This is a genomic window from Halomonas sp. TP35 (assembly GCF_052375975.1).
GTDB classification, from domain to species: Bacteria; Pseudomonadota; Gammaproteobacteria; order Pseudomonadales; family Halomonadaceae; genus Vreelandella; species Vreelandella citrativorans.
The window spans coordinates 80,833-99,454 of the sequence record NZ_JBQSUZ010000008.1; the positions used below are offsets into that span (position 1 = coordinate 80,833).

Below are 18,622 nucleotides of genomic sequence, written 5' to 3' on the forward strand. Positions count from 1 at the left end.
AATGCTTTGTGTGGCTGCTTTATATAGATGGCGGCAAATCAGAAAGAGCAACCATACAAAGCGCCTCATACACATAAAAGGCATCGCCTATGGATGAGCAACGTCCTGTTAAAATTAGAGTCCGAGGCTTAAGTAAGGTCTTTGGTAAACAACCTCGAAAAGCATTAGAGCTACGCGACCAGGGTCTTAAGCGTCCAGAAATCCTAGAGCAAACAGGCCAGACGCTCGGCCTTTCCAATATATCCTTCGATGTTTATGAAGGTGAGCTCCTCGTCATCATGGGCCTTTCGGGCTCAGGCAAATCGACACTGATCCGCTGTCTTAATCGCCTGATTGACACAACGGAAGGTGAGATCATCATTGATGATGAAAACATCCCCACCCTGAGTGAAAAAGCGCTGCTGGAATGCCGACGCCGCCATTTCTCGATGGTCTTCCAAAATTTTGCGCTGTTTCCGCATCGCACGGTGCAAAAAAACGCAGAGTTTGGCTTGGAAATACGCGGTATTGATAAAGCCGAGCGTCATAAAATCGCCCATACCGCCCTTAAACAGGTGGGCCTGGAAGGCTGGGAGAACGCGTATCCCCACCAGCTTTCAGGGGGAATGCAACAGCGCGTTGGTTTGGCCCGCGCACTGGCTAACGATGCCAGCGTACTGTTAATGGATGAAGCATTTTCAGCGCTTGATCCCTTGATTCGTAAGGACATGCAACAGGAACTTTTGCAGCTCCAAACAAAAATGCAAAAGACCACCGTCTTCATTACCCACGATTTGGATGAAGCGCTGAATATCGGTGACCGAATCGTGCTGCTTAAAGATGGCGAAGTAGTTCAAATTGGAACCCCTGAAGAAATTCTGACCCAACCCGCTGATGATTATGTGCGTCGTTTTATCGAAGGGGTCGACCGCTCGCGTATTCTAACGGCCGAGAGCGCCATGCGCCCACTGCGTAGCACCGCGCGTGACAGTGATGGCCCGCGCACGGCTCTTCACCGCATGCGGGACCACGCAATTGACTCTATCTACGTAACTGACCGTGACCGCCGTCTGCTCGGGCTACTGGAAGCCGAGTCCGCGAGTACGGCTATCAAGGAAGGCGCCGAAAAAATCGCCGACTACCTGACTCAGGACTTCCGCAAAGTGTCCCCCGACGAGCCGTTGCAGAACCTGTTCGCCATGTTTAGTGAAAAGAGCTTTCCTATTGCCGTGGTAGATGAACAGCAACGCCTACTGGGTGTTGTGGTGAAAGGCGCGGTACTGGATGAATTGGCACGAGCAGGAGAACCGTAATGGACATTCCCCGTATCCCGCTAGGCAGTTGGATCGAAGGTGGCCTCACTTGGCTAACCAGCGAATACTCTGTGGTTACTCGCGGCATTTCACGCTTTACCCAAACCGGGATTAACAGCCTGAATGATGGGCTGATGTGGCTACCGGAGTGGGCACTGCTGGCCATTATTGCCCTGCTTTGCTGGAGGCTTGCGGGCCCGCGCTTGGCACTGGGGGCGGTCCTTGGCTTGGCATTAATCTGGAATATGGGCCTTTGGGAACCCATGATCGAGACGTTAACGCTGGTGGTGATCGCAACCGTCGTTGCCGTTGTCATTGCACTGCCTATCGGCATCACCGCGGCCTTATCGGAACGCCTTTACCGCTTGTTCATGCCGCTGCTGGATTTTATGCAGACCATGCCTGCGTTCGTCTATCTGATACCAGCCATTCCCTTTTTCGGTATTGGTTCTGTGTCCGCTATTTTTGCCACGGTTATCTTTTCCATGCCGCCCGCCATTCGCTTTACGACGCTCGGCATTCGTCAGGTACCAACAGAGCTAATAGAAGCCGCAGATGCTTACGGTGCTACTCGAAGCCAAAAGCTATTTAAAGTGCAGCTACCGCTCTCGTTACCTACCTTGATGGCGGGCATTAACCAAACGATCATGCTAGCGCTTTCCATGGTGGTTATTGCCGCGATGATAGGTGCGGATGGGTTAGGCAGCGAAGTATGGCGTGCTATACAGCGCCTGCGCCCAGGCGACGGCTTTGAAGCAGGTATTGCCGTTGTTATTCTGGCCATGCTGCTGGACCGTTTAACTCAGTCGTTACGCAAGGCCTCTTCTAAGTAGGCTGACTAAGCTACCTAGCAACAACGAGAAGATGAGAAGTAGCTTGACGGGGTGTTAACCCCTTTGACTTGATGAGCTTTATTTTCACGACCATGCTGAATTGCCTAACATGATGTTATGTTAAGGCAAACAATACAAAAGGGAGCAAGTGAATGAAAACACGTATGCTAAATCGTCGTATCCGTCTGGCCTCTGCCGCATTGATTGCAGGTACTGGGTTAGTCGTAGGCAGTGCCGCTCAGGCGCAGGATCAAGGCACCATCAATCTTGCGTATGTTGAATGGTCGTCAGAAGTAGCCTCCACTAACGTCGTTGCTGCGGTGTTGGAGCAGGCTGGCTACGAAGTAGACATGACTTCGCTTTCCGCAGCGGCCATGTTCCAGGCGCTTTCAACCGGTGACGCCGATGCGATTGTTGCCGCATGGCTGCCAACAACGCACGCTGAGTACATGGAGCGCATTGGTGACCACGTCGAAGACCTGGGCCCCAACCTGGACGGCACCAAACTGGGGCTCGTCGTACCGTCTTACACAGACGTTGACTCGATTGCCGACCTTAATAGCAACGCAGACCTCTTTAACAGTGAGATCATCGGTATAGACCCTGGTGCAGGCCTGATGGGCTTGACGGAGCAAGTTGTCGATACCTATGACCTTGATCTTCGCCTGCGCAGTGGCAGCGACGCCACGATGGTGGCAGCGCTTAGTAACGCCATTAATAATGAAGAAGATATCGTGATCACCAGCTGGACGCCCCACTGGATGTTTGCACGCTGGGACCTTAAATACCTGGAAGATCCAGAAAACGTGTTTGGAGGCGCTGAGCAAATTCATACCGTTGTACGTAACGGTTTTGCCGATGAAATGCCAGAAGCCTACGCGATTCTCAATGCATTCGAATGGACCCCAGAGCAAATGGGTGAAGTAATGCTGATGAATCAGGAAGACGGAAGCGACCCCTACGAAAACGCCAAGAAATGGGTAGAAGAAAACCAGAATGTGGTTGAGCAATGGCTAAATAGCTAATCGCTATCCATCACTGTGCCGACGTCAGTTGATACTGGGGTCGGCACCTTTGTTTGCACTTACAAAACAGTTCCAATAAAACAGCAATACAATGCTTGTTAATATATAGTTAAGCAAAACGACACTACGCGTGTTTTCTAATTAAAACGGAGAGGTACTCGTGGATAAACAAGAGCCCAATAGCTCCCCTGAGGAGCCAAAATCCCCTGAAGGCATACCCGCTCCCGATGGGGCGGCAAATCTGATCGATACCGACTACGTTGTTGGTCAGGACAACATTACGACCAATAAAATGGGCTTTGACCTTGACCTGCACGGCAAGGTGTTTAGCATTTCAGCGATTATTGTACTGCTATTCGTGGTCTTGACGCTGGCGCTGCAAGACACCATTGCGCCGGTATACGATTCCATTTTCAACTTCCTAACCGGCAACCTGTCCTGGTTTTTTATCACGGCTGCCAACATATTCGTTATTTTATGTGTTGGTTTGATTTTCTCCCCGTTGGGTAAAATCCGCCTTGGTGGCGTCGACGCCAAACCGGATTACACCTATATGGGCTGGTTCTCTATGCTGTTTGCCGCTGGCATGGGCATTGGCTTGATGTTCTTTGGCGTAAATGAGCCACTCACCCACTTCGGCACCGCCTTTGATGGCAGTAATTGGGCACCGCTGGGTGGCGCCGAAGGCAACGCTGCAGCAGCCACATCGCTTGCCATGGCAGCCACCATTTACCACTGGGGCCTGCACCCTTGGGCGATTTACGCCATCGTGGCACTTTCTCTGGCCCTGTTCTCGTTCAATAAAGGCTTGCCGCTTTCAATGCGCTCGGTGTTTTACCCCATTTTGGGTGAGCGCGTTTGGGGCTGGCCAGGCCATGTGATCGATATTCTGGCGGTGTTTGCATCGCTGTTTGGTTTGGCGACGTCACTAGGCCTAGGTGCCAGCCAGGCGGCAGCGGGGCTTTCGTATTTGTTTGGCGCGCCTGAAAGCGATGTCACGATGATTCTATTGATCGTCGGCATTACCCTGGTGGCGATTGCATCCATTGTTGCTGGTGTTGACAAGGGCGTGCAACTGCTCTCCAAGATCAACATCGCCATGGCGGCGTTGCTACTGTTCTTTGTGATTGCGGTAGGCCCGACTCTGTTCATCGCGACGGGCTTCTTTGAAAACCTGTGGAGCTATGCGACTCACTTCACCGCGCTTTCAAACCCGTTCGGCCGTGAAGATGCTAACTTCAGCCAAGGCTGGACAGCCTTCTACTGGGCATGGTGGATCTCCTGGTCTCCTTACGTCGGCATGTTTATCGCCCGCGTATCACGTGGCCGTACGGTTCGAGAGTTTTTGATTTCCGTACTTATTATCCCCTCAGTAGTATCGGTACTTTGGATGACGACCTTTGGCGGCACCGCCATTGATCAATATGTAAGCCAGGGTATTAGCACCGTGCGCGATGCGGGCGTCGACCTTCAGCTGTTCCTGATGCTGGAGCAATTGCCACTGGCACAAATCACCTCTTTCGTGGCGATTTTGCTGGTCATCATCTTCTTTGTCACCTCCTCCGACTCAGGCTCGCTTGTGATTGACTCCATCACCGCCGGCGGCAAAGTGGATGCCCCCACACCGCAACGCGTGTTCTGGGCGATCATTGAAGGCGCCATTGCCATTGCGCTGCTGCTGGGCGGCGGCCTTACGGCGCTACAAACCATGGCCGTTTCCACCGGTTTCCCGTTCACCATTATTCTATTGGTGGCGTGCTACGCAATCGTCAAAGGTTTGATGAGCGAACCAAAAGCAGTGTAATTAATCGGTACGCATGACCAAAACGGGCAGCCCAAGGGCTGCCCGTTTTTTATGGGTGCCGTACTAGCACCAGATATTTTTTAAAGGCGTATCTGGCTGATAATGGGTGGCGATTTGCGCCTGGAGAAGCTCTGCCGTGGCCAATGCATCGACCAGCGCATGATGCCCCTGGTAGGCAGGTAAACCATAGCGGGCGCGGCTAGCGTTTAAACGTATTGAAACCGGGGGGCGTCCCAACCAGCGGCGAAAACGTGCCCATAACGTTTGTCGATGTATCCTTGCCTCAAGCGACATCGTATCGATCATCGGGAACATCACCCCCTCGCCACGCCGTGCTTTAATCGCCGTATCCAGGAAGGGCCGCTCAATATTACGAAAGTGCACCACGACCAAATGGCCCGCGAGCGAGTCCAACAGCTCATCCAGCACCACATCCAAATCCGGGGCATCTGCCACCTCGGAATGGGTAATATGATGAAAAGCTATCGAGGATCCAGACAGCGTTCGGGTGGGCTTGACGACCCAATAACGGCGCTCCGCGAGCTTGATACGATCAAGCGTAAACGGCACAACGCCTATACTGACAATGGCATGGCGCCGCTCATCCAAACCGGTGGTTTCCAGATCCAGCGCAACCATCGGTACGTCAGCAATGGGGATATCACCAGAAGGCAGTGGTGTGGCAAAAAACCGCTGGATAGCAGGGTCTTTTGCATGGTGCTCACGCTGTGCCATATAGTCAGTCCAGTCGGGCTGGATGATGCGGTGACGCGGGCGAATGCCTAGCATGTTACTGCCTCTGCCGTTGAGCGGGCACCGGATAACGGAACTTTAAAAACTTCTGAGCATTGCTAAGCACATGGAAAGCATCTTTCAACGTATGCCGTTCGCTGTCCTCTACATTTTCAGGCTCAATATTGTTATCTGGCTCTCGGTCTTCCTGAATATCGATCATCTGGTGGCGCAACCGCGACATACATAAAAACTCAAACGCATAACTCAGCTTATCGCTGACCCCCGGAGCTAATAACTGTGTATCACTGATATCCTTTAGTCGCTGAAACGAGTTTTGCGCTTTGGAGCCACACGCCAGCGCATGGATGCGGATCAGATCAACCATCGGTGCTGTGCCACGTCGTTTCAGGTTAATTGAATTGTTATGTTTGCCATCCTTTTCCATGACAAAGGTACGAAAGAAGCCAAGCGGCGGCGTGCGGTTCAACGCGTTACGCGCCATTGCCGCTAAAAACAACGGCGACTCAGCGGCTCTACGAGCAATTAGATCCTGTAGCGTTTCAACAAAATGTTCTTCGCCATAGATGCTATCAAGGTCAAAGAAGATCGAACTCTGCAGCAGCTTTTTAGGCGTCGGATTGGAAATCCAATCTTCAAAATAGCTTTTCCAAACGCCCAGCGGCTGACGCCACTCTTGATTGGTGGCCATGATATCGCCTTTGCAGTAGGTGTAACCACAGGCATCCAGCCCATCGCTAACAAACTTGGCCAGCGCATAAAAATAGGCGTCATGCTCTCCAGGGATAAAGTCATCAGACAAAATGAGCGCATTATCCTGGTCAGTCACAATGCTTTGTTCATTGCGTGCCATTGAGCCATTAACCATAAAACAGTAAGGCACCGGCGGTGGCCCCAGCTCAGCTTCGGCCAGTTCCAGCAAGCGCCGGAAGAAGCTACGCCCCACCGTTGAAAGCGCGCTGCCCACCATTTGCGAGTTAGCGCCCTCCTGAACCATTCGGACAAAGGACGCTCGAACATCGGGTGCCAGTTTGGCAAGCCCTTGTGTGCTGGACTGATTAAAAATATTGCTGACCAGATAGAGTCCGCTATGCGTTTCATAGCGAATAATATCGGAAAGGTGCACCACGCCAACAGGCCGCTGCCGATACAGCACCGGCAAGTGATGGACATTGTTGCGCAGCATGGTCAGCATGGCCTCATATATCGACGCATCCGACTGTATGGTAATCAAATGAGAAGACGCGACATCGCCAATCGCGGTTTGCGGTGAAAGCCCCTCTGCCACGACCCGGGTTCTAAAGTCACTATCAGTAAAAATACCCACCATTTTCCATTTGACACCCTCGCTGTCTTGAAAACTGTAGCGCGGGCTGCCAGTACATTGGGTAATCACTATGGCCGCCGATGCCTGAGAATCATTAATTTGCTGGGCGGCCTGTTGAAGACTGGTGGTGGATGCCACCATCACGGGATAACGGGTCACCAGTTTACGAATACGCGTGACCATCATATCGTTCGACTTTTTTTGTTGCTCGGCAACCGTTTCAAGCCGGGGCCGTTCAAGCTCTACAAAGTCAGCAAAGTCATCATCCTCTTCACATAAGCGCTGAAAGACATCGTTGGGAATAAAATAGATCAGTGTGTCTTCAATCGCCTGAGCAGGAAAGCGTACTTTGTGATTTCGCAATAAGCTAAAGTGGCCAAAAATATCCCCTTCGCCCAACCGGTTATAAAGCTCGCCCTGGCGGCGATACACCTCAACAGCGCCACTTCTTATAAAGCACAGCTCACTAACGGTGTCATTTAACTCCAGGATATCGCTGCCCGTTTTGAAATAGCTGACCTCAACGCGCTCGGCAATCGCATCAAGCAGCTCATCCGAGAGACCATCAAAAGGAGGAAACTGGCCCATAAACTGGCGTATTTCAAGTAGTTCTACGTCCATGTGATCTCCCAAGACGTGTCTAATAGATAAGCCGAGTTTGGCTCGGTTCATCACTACCGTAAACCCTGGACGCAAAAAAAGCCCGACACCAAGGTGTCGGGCTTTGATGGTGTATCAGCTAGTGATGGCTTAGGACTGGCTTGCCATCTCTTGAACACGCTGCATCATTTCCGGATCTTGCTGGATAGACTGACCGATAGCATTGAAGGTATCGACATCCAAGCCACTGTCTTCAACTACTTCGATCATACGATCGTTAGCTTCGGCGCGAACTTCCTGTTGGGCTGACTCATCTCCTGCTTCCTGCAGACGCTGTGTGTACTCTTGCGAGATCACGGCGATTTCTTGAGAAGCATCGGCGAACTGCTGTAGCTGCTGGTCAGAAAAATCCTGGGCGGGTGCTGCTTGCTGAGTAGCCATGGGATCCTGAGCCGGGTCCTGTGCTTGCTGGGCGTTGGCAGTAGATGCCATTAAGCCAGTGGCGAGCAGGGCAGCAGAGAATAGAGCAGTTATACGTTGCATAGTAAGAAACCTCATTGACGCGGTATGAATGTGGTAGGTGTGACGCAAGGATTCAGCACAGGTTCAATTTTTTAAGTAAGAGAACGTAACAAAATGAAGTGATGATAATAACAACATGCGCACAGAAATATTAAAAATGCTTATATTCAATCACTTATATAAAAATATGCCGCTAGTATTTTGAACAATATTAGCGAACTTTTATTTATGTAAAGAAGAGCATCAAGGGAAGAAGATGGCTTTAGCTCTTTAATCGCTGCGAACAGCCTTCTATAGCCGTTCCAAGTACCCTACTCCGCCCAAGTTATGCATCTGCTGGCGTACCCATTGGCTACGCCTTTCCACTTGGGCGTCAGGTCGAGAGGCGCTGCGGGTACGTGGGCTGGGAAGGATTGCCGCGAGCAGGCTTGCCTGGCGCTCCGTCATCGCTCCGCCGGAGGCGCCGAAATAGTGTTGCGCGGCGGCTTCCAGGCCAAACACGCCGCTATCCCATTCAGCGATATTCAGATACACCTCAAGAATACGCTGTTTGCTCCAGAAAATTTCAATCAACAGCGTGAACCAGGCCTCTAACGCTTTGCGCGTCCAGCTGCGCCCACTCCACAAAAAAATATTTTTGGCTGTTTGCTGACTCAGCGTGCTGGCGCCGCGCAAACGGCCACCATCACGACTGGTCTCCCAAGCACGACGTAACTCAACAAGGTCAAAGCCACGATGTAGAGGGAAGCGCTGATCTTCAGCAGCAATCACCGCCAACTTGGCGTTGCTGGATAAATTGTCCCAGCTTCGCCACTGATGCTGAATGCGTATAGGCTCGCTGTTTACCCAGCTCTGTATTTTGCGCTCCACCATGATCATGGAGCCTGGCAAGGGCACAAAACGAAACAGGATGACCAGTGCCACAGAAAGAAGCACAAAAACCAGCACGCCGCGCCACACAAGACGCCATAGCTGACGAAGAAAGCGGCTCAGCGTACGTTTAAGCATCGTTATCCTTAAGATTTCATAAGATGTTCCGCATGATAACGTAGATGCTCCTCAATGAACGAGGCAATAAAGAAGTAACTATGGTCGTAACCCGGCTGACGACGCAGTGTCAGCGGGTGATCATGCGCTTCACATACGGCTTCAAGCCGCTCGGGCTTGAGCTGCTCTTCTAAAAACTGGTCCGCCTCGCCCTGGTCAATAAACAGCCGTTGACGAGAGGCACCATTAGCGACCAGTTCACAGGCATCGTACTGACGCCAGGTTGACTGATCCTCACCCAAATAGCTGGTAAACGCCTTTTGACCCCAAGGGCAGTTCATCGGGTTCACAATTGGCGAGAATGCGGACACCGAACTAAAACGACCTGGATGGCGCAACGCTAAAATTAATGCCCCATGGCCGCCCATCGAGTGACCGCTAATCGACTCACGCCCGTTTACCGGGAAGTGCTGGCGTACAACGGAAGGCAACTCTTCAACGATATAGTCGTACATTCGATAGTGTGGCTTCCACGGCGCTTGGGTCGCGTTGACATAAAAGCCGGCCCCCGAGCCAAGGTCATAACTATCGTGCTCGCCTGGTAGGTCCGTGCCACGCGGGCTGGTATCCGGACAAACAATGGCAATCCCAAGCTCTGCCGCTATCCGCTGGGCACCTGCCTTCTGCATGAAGTTTTCATCGTTGCAGGTAAGCCCGGACAACCACCATAAAAGCGGTACACGCTCGCTTTCGGCTTGAGGCGGTAGGTACACCGCAAATTCCATATCGCAATCCAGCGCCCGTGAGTAATGGCGGTAGCGTTTGTGCCAGCCACCAAAACTGCGATTGGCAGACACCAGTTCCAGGGTTTCACTCATGCTCATGGGGCAGGCTCCTTGAGAAAAGAGAAGCGCGGCAGTGCTGCCTGCCGCGCTTTATCAGTAAATTAGCAATGGTCGATTGGCGATAGCACTCGGTCATTCAAACGTGAATGCATAACCAGCAATACAGACCGGGTAATACAGACTTAGTAATGCAGAACGGTGCGGATGCTCTTGCCCGCATGCAGCAGTTCAAACGCTTCGTTGATTTTCTCAAACGGCATATCGTGAGTAATGAAATCATCAATATTGATTTCACCGTTCATGTAACGCTCAACGTAGCCTGGCAGTTCACTGCGGCCTTTAACACCACCAAACGCGGAGCCTTTCCAAACGCGCCCGGTCACCAGTTGGAACGGACGTGTGGAAATCTCCTCCCCCGCACCAGCGACGCCAATCACGATCGATTCGCCCCAGCCTTTGTGGCAGCACTCAAGCGCTGAGCGCATCACATTGACGTTACCGATACACTCAAATGAATAGTCCACGCCACCATCGGTCAAATCAACAATAACCTGCTGAATGGAGTCGCTGTAATCCTTGGGGTTTACACAGTCAGTCGCGCCAAACTGCTTGGCCAGCTCAAACTTATCCGCATTAACATCAATGGCGATAATTCGACCCGCTTTCGCCATGACCGCGCCCTGAATCACCGCCAGACCAATCGCACCCAAACCAAATACTGCGACGGTAGCGCCTGGCTCTACTTTGGCAGTGTTGAGTACCGCGCCAATACCGGTAGTCACCCCACAGCCCAGCAAGCAGATTTTATCCATCGGGGCTTCTTTTGAAACGACCGCTAACGAAACTTCAGGAAGTACGGTGTACTCGCTGAACGTGGACGTTCCCATGTAGTGGTGCAGCATCTTGCCATCCAGCGAGAAGCGCGAGGTACCGTCGGGCATGACGCCTTTACCCTGGGTGGCACGCACGCTGCCGCACAGGTTGGTTTTACCTGACAGACAGAATTTGCACTTGCCACACTCAGCAGTATATAGCGGAATAACATGGTCGCCAGGCTTGAGGCTGGTCACCCCTTCACCCACTTCCTGAACGACACCGGCGCCTTCATGACCCAGCACTGAAGGGAAGAGTCCTTCCGGGTCAGCCCCCGACAACGTATAAGCATCGGTATGACAAACGCTAGTAGCCGCCATTTTTACCAACACTTCGCCCGCTTTCGGGCCTTCCACATCAATTTCAACCAGCTCAAGCGGTTTACCCGCCTCTAACGCAACGGCAGCACGTGATTTCATAGTGTCACTCCTTAAGACAGTGGCGCAGTAAGTCGCCAGAACAGATAACGTATTGCTTCAATAGCGACAGTGTAAGGTAGCTAGAGGTACTAGAAAAAGCGGGATATACTCATAACATTATTGCCACTGAGCAACAATCACCCACAACGGAAGAGCCTCTATGCAGCGCTGGGATCGTGTCGAAGCCTTTATTGAAGTGGTCAGACTGGGCACATTTTCTGCGGCCGCAAACCATCTAAAAGTATCAACCTCGCATATTAGCCGTTTGGTGAGCCAACTTGAAAACCAGCTCGGCATTCAGCTTCTCTACCGCACAACGCGGCAAATACGCTTAACGGATGCAGGCGCTCTGTATATGGAGCATTGTCAGCACCTGTTTGATGGATTGAAAGATGCCGAACAGGCGCTTAGCGAACTGCAGGCCAAGCCTCGGGGCCTGCTTAAGCTGACATCAGCTACTACCTTTGGCGAGCGTTATATCGCGCCGCTGGTTAATGACTTTCAATGCCTACATCCTGACCTTGAAGTGTACATGCATTTTACCAACCGACCCGTTGAACTCATTGAGGAAGGCTTTGATATCGCCATTCGCATGGGCGTATTAAAGGATTCAAGCCTAATCGCTAGGCGCCTGTGCGACCGGCGAGAATATGTTGTCGGCTCCCAGGATTACTTTCGCCAGACACCGCCTCCTCACACGCTGGCGGAACTTGGTCAACATCGTTGTCTGGTAGGTTCACGGCCTAATTGGTTGTTTGATACCAACGGCCAACGCCGCGAAGTACGCGTAGAAAGCTGCTGGACTGGTAACTCCGGCCCCGCCCTGCTGGATGCCGCGCTTAAGGGACTGGGCCTTGCCCAACTGCCCGACTATTACGTAGCACCTTACCTTGCAAGTGGCGAACTCATCGCCGTACTGGAGCCCTTTCAGCATCATGATACGGCGGTCTGGGCGGTTTACCCCCGCCACCGCCACTTGTCCCCCAAGATTCGTCAATTGGTCGATTATCTGGTGGCTAATATGTCGCGGGTACTGCCGAACACGCCATCGATTTAGCGGCAGGGCCGACCTTTCGCTTGCCATAGCCCCTCCTGCGCTTGCGGCATTTCATTTTTTAAATCCCGCTATACGTAAAGCCGTTTGCGCCCTTATACACTTCAACGTAGGGTCATCTTTTATCCCCAATGGGCTTTTTTTGCTACAAACTTTCACTCTAACGACATAAAACTTATGACAACCCCTAAAAACCATGAAAAAAACCTAAAGCGTGGCGCGTTTACCCGCTTTCTCGATAGCGTTGAGTGGCTTGGCAACTTGCTCCCTCACCCGGTCACGCTATTTGCCATTTTATGTGTCCTTGTGGTGATAGCCAGCGGTATTGCCGATGCCTTAGGCGTGTCGGTTGCCGACCCACGCCCCGCTAACGAGGGCGAATGGATTGCGGTTAATTCACTCCTTAATGCCGAAGGCTTACGCCGACTGGTCACCGAGATGGTGACAAACTTCACAGGCTTTGCGCCTTTAGGCACTGTACTGGTTGCCATGCTGGGCGTTGGCGTAGCCGAACACTCAGGGCTACTTTCTGCCAGTATGAGAGCGTTGGTACTTAACCGCTCACCCCGCATCGTTACCTACGCTATTGTGTTTGCGGGCATTATGTCCAACATGGCGTCCGAACTTGGCTACGTTGTACTTATTCCTCTGGCCGCCATGATCTTCCATTCGCTTGGGCGCCACCCTTTGGCGGGTCTCGCTGCGGCTTTCTGCGGTGTTTCCGGCGGCTACAGCGCCAACCTGCTCATTGGAACCGTCGACCCGTTACTTTCTGGTATTACCCAAGAGGCCGCTCGCCTACTGGACCCGGCTTATGTGGTAGGCGCTGAAGCAAACTGGTTCTTCATGTTTGTCAGCACCTTCTTTGTGACCTTGATCGGCGGCCTGGTTACCGAACGTATCGTGGAGCCGAAGCTTGGCAAATACGATGCCGCTGATGCCGATAGCGACATTGGCCAGCAGTCCATGCAAGGGCTTTCCGCAGGGGAGAAGCGTGCGCTAAAAGGCACGGGGTTAGCCACGCTGGTGCTTATTGGCTTAATTGCCATGACCGTGGTACCTGAAAATGGCATTTTGCGTAATCCAGAAACAGGGCTAATCAGCGGCTCGCCCTTCCTGAACGGCATTGTGGTCATTGTTGCGGCCTCCTTCTCACTACTGGGCTTCATCTATGGGCGTCTGGCAGGCACGATGCACAATGATCGTGATGTGGTAAATGCCATGGCCAAAAGCATGAGCAGCCTTGGACTGTATATCGTGCTGGTCTTCTTTGCCGCTCAGTTTGTGGCGCTGTTTAACTGGAGCAATTTTGGTACCGTGACGGCCGTGGCGGGTGCTGATCTGCTGGAGTCTCTTGGGCTACGTGGCCCGGGCCTGTTTGCGCTGTTTATTTTACTGTGTGCGTTCGTCAACCTGTCGCTGGGCAGCGCATCGGCGCAATGGGCGGTGACCGCTCCGATTTTCGTTCCCATGCTGATGCTGATGGGATACGCGCCAGAGGTGATTCAGGCGGCCTACCGGATCGGTGACTCTGTCACCAACCTGATCACTCCGATGATGAGCTATTTTGGGCTGATACTGGCTGTCGCGACCCGTTATCGCAACGATATGGGCATTGGCACACTGGTCGCTTTAATGTTGCCCTATACGTTATTCATGTTGATCGGCTGGAGCTTACTGTTTTTTGTGTGGGTGTTTTTGCTGGGCCTGCCTGTTGGTCCTGGTTCCGCTACTCATTACACGCTATAACAAAGGCTTAAAGGCATCAGGATTCGTGGAGCGCTTGACACTAGATAGCAAAAAGCCCGCCGTTTTAAACGGCGGGCTTTTTTACGCTAGACACTAGCGCCTGAGTACTAACTTAGGCTGGCTTACTCGTCCAGGAACGAGCGTAGCGGCTCAGAGCGGCTAGGGTGGCGAAGCTTGCGCAGCGCCTTGGCCTCAATCTGACGAATCCGTTCACGGGTTACGTCAAACTGCTTGCCCACTTCTTCAAGCGTGTGGTCGGTATTCATATCAATACCGAACCGCATGCGCAGTACCTTGGCTTCACGTGCAGTGAGACCACCCAGTACGTTACGCGTCGCTTCAATCAAGCCTTCGCCGGTGGCCATATCGATGGGCAGCAGCATCGTGCCATCCTCGATAAAGTCGCCCAGATGCGAGTCATCATCATCACCAATCGGCGTCTCCATGGAGATAGGCTCTTTGGCAATTTTGAGCACCTTACGTACTTTGTCTTCCGGCATTTCAAGACGTTCGCCCAGCTCTTCCGGGGTCGGCTCGCGGCCCATTTCCTGCAGCATTTGGCGCGACACGCGGTTAAGCTTATTGATCGTCTCGATCATGTGAACCGGAATACGGATAGTCCGCGCCTGGTCGGCAATCGAGCGGGTAATCGCCTGACGAATCCACCAGGTAGCATAAGTAGAGAACTTATAACCCCGACGGTATTCGAACTTATCCACTGCCTTCATCAAGCCGATGTTGCCTTCCTGGATCAAATCCAAGAACTGCAGACCTCGGTTGGTATACTTCTTGGCAATCGAGATTACCAGGCGCAGGTTGGCCTCAACCATCTCTTTCTTGGCGCGGCGCGCTTTCGCCTCACCAATCGACAGCTTGCGGTTCACCTCTTTCAAATCCGCCACGGTGAGCTGCACCATGTCTTCTTCGAAAGCAATTTTACGCTGCGAACGGGCGATATCAGAACGTAACGGCTCAAGACGGTCAGCGTATTTAGGCTGCGCTTCCTGGAAAGCATCCAACCACTTGGGGTTAGATTCGCTACCTGGGAACGATTTGATAAACGTCTTGCGCGGTACCTTGGCTTTTTTAACACAAAGCTGCATGACCGCTTTTTCCTGGGCACGCACTTGCTCAACACTAATACGTACCTGACCTACCAGGCGTTCAAAGTGTTTCGGCACCAGTTTGATCGGCGAGAACAATTCGGCAAGACGAGCCTGCTCAGCTTTCAACTCGGCGCTGCCGCGACCGTGCTTGGTAAGCGCCGCTCCAGCTAACGCATTTTGCTCGCGAATTTGCTCAAAACGCGCCCGCGCCTCTTCGGGGTCCGGGCCGCCTTCGCTGGCGTTGGAATCTTCGTCATCCTCCTCGCCATCGCCGTCGCCGTCTTCGTCGCTTAAGTCGGTGGCTACCTCAGGTTCAGGCACATCCGCTTCGGCAACGCCAGGTATACCTTCATCGGGGTCGATAAACCCTGAGAAAAGATCCGACAGACGGCCAGGCGCTTCTTCATCCTGAGTAGCATCATAAGCATCCAGAATGGAGGCGACAGCCCCTGGCAAGTAGGCCAGTGCCGACATGACTTCACGTGTACCCTCTTCGATCCGCTTGGCAATTTCGATTTCGCCTTCACGGGTCAAGAGTTCTACTGTGCCCATTTCACGCATGTACATGCGTACTGGGTCGGTGGTGCGACCCACGTCGCTTTCCACGGCAGCGAGTGCCGCAACGGCCTCTTCCGCAGCGGACTCGTCCGTGGAGTGATCCGACATCATCAAAGTGTCTTCATCAGGCGCTTCTTCAGCGACACGGATACCCATGTCGTTGATCATGCCAATGATGTCTTCCACTTGATCCGGGTCGGCGATATCCTCGGGTAGATGGTCGTTGACCTCGGCATACGTCAGGTAACCCTGCTCTTTGCCGCGCGCGATCAACTCCTTCAGACGTGACTGCTGCTGCGCATTTCCAGCCATAGAAACCCTATCTCGACGAAGAAGAATGAAACACCTGGAGCGCTGAATCGATTAAACTCAACAAGCCGAACAGTATAGCGTAAATAGCTGTATTTTTTCCAGCGAAACGTATTTGCGCGGTCATTCAGGTGTGTTAGGTTGTTCGGTTAGGCCAGCACTTGGCTACTAACCCCTTTATGTGGTGCTGAAGTCAATAAATTCAACCCACAGATGTAGCGTTTAAACTTATAACCGCTTATTTGCTTCCAACATCTGCATAAACTTTTGCCTCTCTTGAACAGTTAATTTCTCGCCAGATTCCTGCTTTTTTACTAACGCAGAGAACTGCTCCATCAGTGCATCAAGCTCGTTTTGAGGGTCATGTTGCTCTTTTATGGCTTTGAGGTAATTAACATTATCTTTAAGCTCTGTTTCGCGATGCTCTTTTGGAAGCAATATTTCTTTTTTCGCAACTTCACTTAATAACCGCCCTTCATGAGTGCCTTGAAAGTGCGCAAGAATCACTTGTGGACTGCGATAGCGCCCAGCGCGTAGCAATGCAATTAAGGCACGGCATAGCGATGTTTCTTCACTCTCTGGCAACCAGCACAGAGATTCCGGCAATGCCACTATCAAACGCGGCTCATGTAGCAAAAGTTGCACAATACGGCTAACAGCCGACAGAACTTGAGACACCTCCCCCTGACGACCCGTTCGATTGACTAGGCTATCATTTTCCAGTCCAGGCGACTCACCATGAAACTGCTCGCTAGCAGCTTCCCAATACGCTTGCCCCTTGGGTGCCGCTGTGCGCTTATCCAACAGCGCTTGCAGCTGCTGTTGTGCCAAGCCACTACGCTTGGCAAGCGCTTCAAGCAGTAACGATTTGAGCATGCCATCAGGCACTTTGTTCAACGCTTCAAGCACCTGGCTTGCAAATCGCTCGCGCCCCTCCACCGTGTTTAAATCACGGCCCTGGGCCGCCTGCTCAAACAAAAACTCCGACAGCGGCATCGCACAGGTAACACGATCCTTAAACGCCTCGGTGCCTTCACGGCGCACCAGCGTATCCGGGTCATCGCCTTCTGGCAGAAATAGAAAACGCGCCTCACGGCCATCAATCATCAACGGCAGCGCGGTTTCCAGCGCTCGGCTGGCGGCCTGGCGGCCAGCGCGGTCGCCGTCAAAGCAGAACACCACTCGGCTGACCAAACGAAACAGGCGGCTTAGATGATCTTCGGTCGTCGCGGTTCCCAGCGTAGCCACAGCGTTATGGATGCCGTACTGCGCAAGCGCCACAACGTCCATATAGCCTTCTACCATCACCAGCTGCTCAAGCTTGCTGGATGCCTGGCGCGCCTCATAAAGCCCATAAAGCTCGCGACCTTTATGAAACACTGGGGTTTCTGGTGAGTTGAGGTATTTGGGCTGCTCGTCGCCCATCACTCGCCCACCAAATGCAATCGTCCGTCCTCGTAAATCTCGGATCGGAAACATCACCCGATCCCGAAAACGATCGTAAGTACGCCCCGTATCTTCACGATGAATCAACAGGCCATACTCAATCTGGACAGGTTCTGATATCTCCCGCTCACCAAGGTGCTGCTTGAGCGCTTCCCAACCGCCAGGCGCGTAACCTATGCCGTAGGCACTGATCACCTCAGCAGAAAGCCCCCGGTTTTCCAGATATTGCTGGGCGCCTTGCCCCTCATGCATTTTAAGCCGCTCGCGATAAAAGCTTGCCGCAAGCTCAAGCAGGTTAACGCCCTCTTTGCGCTTTCTTTCACGCTGGTGTGCACGCGGGTCGTCAGCGCCTTCGCGCGGCACGTCAAGACCCAGCCGCCCGGCCAAATGCTCCACCGCTTCAGGAAACGGCAATTTGTCGTATTCCATCAAGAAGCGTAGTGCATTCCCATGCACGCCACAGCCAAAGCAGTGATAAAACTGTTTATCAGCACTTACCGTGAACGAAGGCGTTTTTTCCTGATGAAAAGGGCAAAGACCCGAGTAGTTCCGGCCAGCTTTTTTAAGCTGCACACGCTCACCAACCACTTCCACCACGTCAACGCGGCTGAGCAAATCGTCAATAAAACGCTGGGGAATCTGGCCTGCCATTTACAACGGCACCCTCGCGCATGTGCGCTAAACGCTTGCTTAACGTCATCTGGCGGACTGCCCAATCACCTTAAACAGCGTAGAAAACTGAAAAACAAACGGCCACCTAGTGGCGGCCGCTTGGCATCCCTCTTGAGACAACCAGCTAACCGCTCTGGCTCTCTCGGGTACGGATCAATAGAGCCGTTCGAAACGCTTTTGCTCACGCTGCACTTTCTTGGCGTGGCGTTTTACGGCAGCTGCCGCTTTGCGTTTACGCTCAGCAGTCGGCTTCTCATAGTGCTCGCGGCGGCGTACTTCAGAAAGAACACCGGCTTTTTCGCAAGAACGCTTGAAGCGACGCAGGGCGACGTCAAACGGCTCGTTATCACGTACTTTTACAGAAGGCATTAAGCACTCACCTACCTTAAGGAGTCTTGAGTTCGAAAGTACGTACACCATCACCGCATGATTGCGAAGAACATAGCGT

15 protein-coding genes are annotated in these 18,622 nt (G+C 52.6%); 6 read left to right on the plus strand and 9 right to left on the minus strand.

Annotated features, from left to right (window positions below; genetic code table 11):
* Positions 1-89 precede the first annotated feature (89 nt).
* The 4 genes from ACT3RU_RS11225 (at position 90) to ACT3RU_RS11240 (ending at position 4,954) form a co-directional block, all read left to right on the plus strand.
* On the plus strand, positions 90-1,292 hold the full coding sequence (locus ACT3RU_RS11225; RefSeq protein ID WP_483392679.1) for a quaternary amine ABC transporter ATP-binding protein: 1,203 nt from the start codon (positions 90-92) through the stop codon (positions 1,290-1,292).
* Entirely contained in the window at positions 1,292-2,125 is an 834-nt protein-coding gene (locus ACT3RU_RS11230; RefSeq protein WP_087105322.1) for an ABC transporter permease, read from the plus strand. Before ACT3RU_RS11225 ends, ACT3RU_RS11230 begins: the two co-directional genes overlap by 1 nt.
* Before the next feature lie 152 nt (positions 2,126-2,277).
* Positions 2,278-3,150 carry a glycine betaine ABC transporter substrate-binding protein gene (locus ACT3RU_RS11235; RefSeq protein ID WP_483392680.1) on the plus strand — a complete coding sequence of 291 codons (873 nt, stop codon included), beginning with the start codon at positions 2,278-2,280 and terminating at the stop codon, positions 3,148-3,150.
* Positions 3,151-3,310: 160 nt separating this feature from the next.
* Positions 3,311-4,954, plus strand: a complete 1,644-nt coding sequence (locus ACT3RU_RS11240) for a BCCT family transporter (protein WP_192527427.1) — start codon at positions 3,311-3,313, stop codon at positions 4,952-4,954.
* Between the two features lie 63 nt (positions 4,955-5,017).
* Here the strand turns inward: ACT3RU_RS11240 and ACT3RU_RS11245 are convergent, their stop codons facing one another.
* The 6 genes from ACT3RU_RS11245 to ACT3RU_RS11270 all read right to left on the minus strand — a co-directional run bounded on the left by ACT3RU_RS11245 (position 5,018) and on the right by ACT3RU_RS11270 (position 11,280).
* Entirely contained in the window at positions 5,018-5,743 is a 726-nt protein-coding gene (locus tag ACT3RU_RS11245; RefSeq protein ID WP_483392681.1) for a 3'-5' exonuclease, read from the minus strand.
* Between the two features lies 1 nt (position 5,744).
* The gene (locus ACT3RU_RS11250; RefSeq protein WP_483392682.1) at positions 5,745-7,655 is read right to left on the minus strand and encodes a DUF294 nucleotidyltransferase-like domain-containing protein; all 1,911 of its coding nucleotides are present in this window, start codon (positions 7,653-7,655) and stop codon (positions 5,745-5,747) included.
* A gap of 129 nt (positions 7,656-7,784) precedes the next feature.
* Positions 7,785-8,177 carry a DUF4168 domain-containing protein gene (locus tag ACT3RU_RS11255; RefSeq protein WP_087105327.1) on the minus strand — a complete coding sequence of 131 codons (393 nt, stop codon included), beginning with the start codon at positions 8,175-8,177 and terminating at the stop codon, positions 7,785-7,787.
* Between the two features lie 270 nt (positions 8,178-8,447).
* Positions 8,448-9,164 (minus strand): monofunctional biosynthetic peptidoglycan transglycosylase, encoded by a 717-nt coding sequence (gene mtgA / locus ACT3RU_RS11260; protein ID WP_193057011.1) that lies wholly within the window; start codon positions 9,162-9,164, stop codon positions 8,448-8,450.
* 8 nt (positions 9,165-9,172) lie between these two features.
* Positions 9,173-10,027 (minus strand): S-formylglutathione hydrolase, encoded by an 855-nt coding sequence (gene fghA / locus ACT3RU_RS11265; RefSeq protein ID WP_087105329.1) that lies wholly within the window; start codon positions 10,025-10,027, stop codon positions 9,173-9,175.
* 143 nt (positions 10,028-10,170) lie between these two features.
* The gene (locus tag ACT3RU_RS11270) at positions 10,171-11,280 is read right to left on the minus strand and encodes an S-(hydroxymethyl)glutathione dehydrogenase/class III alcohol dehydrogenase (protein ID WP_483392683.1); all 1,110 of its coding nucleotides are present in this window, start codon (positions 11,278-11,280) and stop codon (positions 10,171-10,173) included.
* Between the two features lie 160 nt (positions 11,281-11,440).
* Between ACT3RU_RS11270 and ACT3RU_RS11275 the strand changes: the two genes are divergently transcribed.
* Both ACT3RU_RS11275 and ACT3RU_RS11280 read left to right on the plus strand, forming a co-directional pair.
* On the plus strand, positions 11,441-12,337 hold the full coding sequence (locus ACT3RU_RS11275; RefSeq protein WP_483392684.1) for a LysR family transcriptional regulator: 897 nt from the start codon (positions 11,441-11,443) through the stop codon (positions 12,335-12,337).
* 174 nt (positions 12,338-12,511) lie between these two features.
* Positions 12,512-14,083 carry an AbgT family transporter gene (locus ACT3RU_RS11280; protein WP_483392685.1) on the plus strand — a complete coding sequence of 524 codons (1,572 nt, stop codon included), beginning with the start codon at positions 12,512-12,514 and terminating at the stop codon, positions 14,081-14,083.
* Positions 14,084-14,205: 122 nt separating this feature from the next.
* Here ACT3RU_RS11280 and rpoD read toward each other — a convergent pair whose 3' ends face one another.
* The 3 genes from rpoD to rpsU form a co-directional block, all read right to left on the minus strand.
* Positions 14,206-16,059 carry an RNA polymerase sigma factor RpoD gene (rpoD, locus tag ACT3RU_RS11285; protein WP_087105332.1) on the minus strand — a complete coding sequence of 618 codons (1,854 nt, stop codon included), beginning with the start codon at positions 16,057-16,059 and terminating at the stop codon, positions 14,206-14,208.
* A gap of 225 nt (positions 16,060-16,284) precedes the next feature.
* Complete coding sequence (gene dnaG / locus ACT3RU_RS11290) at positions 16,285-18,153, minus strand: DNA primase (protein WP_483392686.1); 1,869 nt, start codon at positions 18,151-18,153, stop codon at positions 16,285-16,287.
* A 174-nt stretch (positions 18,154-18,327) separates the two neighbouring features.
* On the minus strand, positions 18,328-18,543 hold the full coding sequence (gene rpsU, locus ACT3RU_RS11295) for a 30S ribosomal protein S21 (protein WP_008956349.1): 216 nt from the start codon (positions 18,541-18,543) through the stop codon (positions 18,328-18,330).
* Positions 18,544-18,622: the final 79 nt, after the last annotated feature.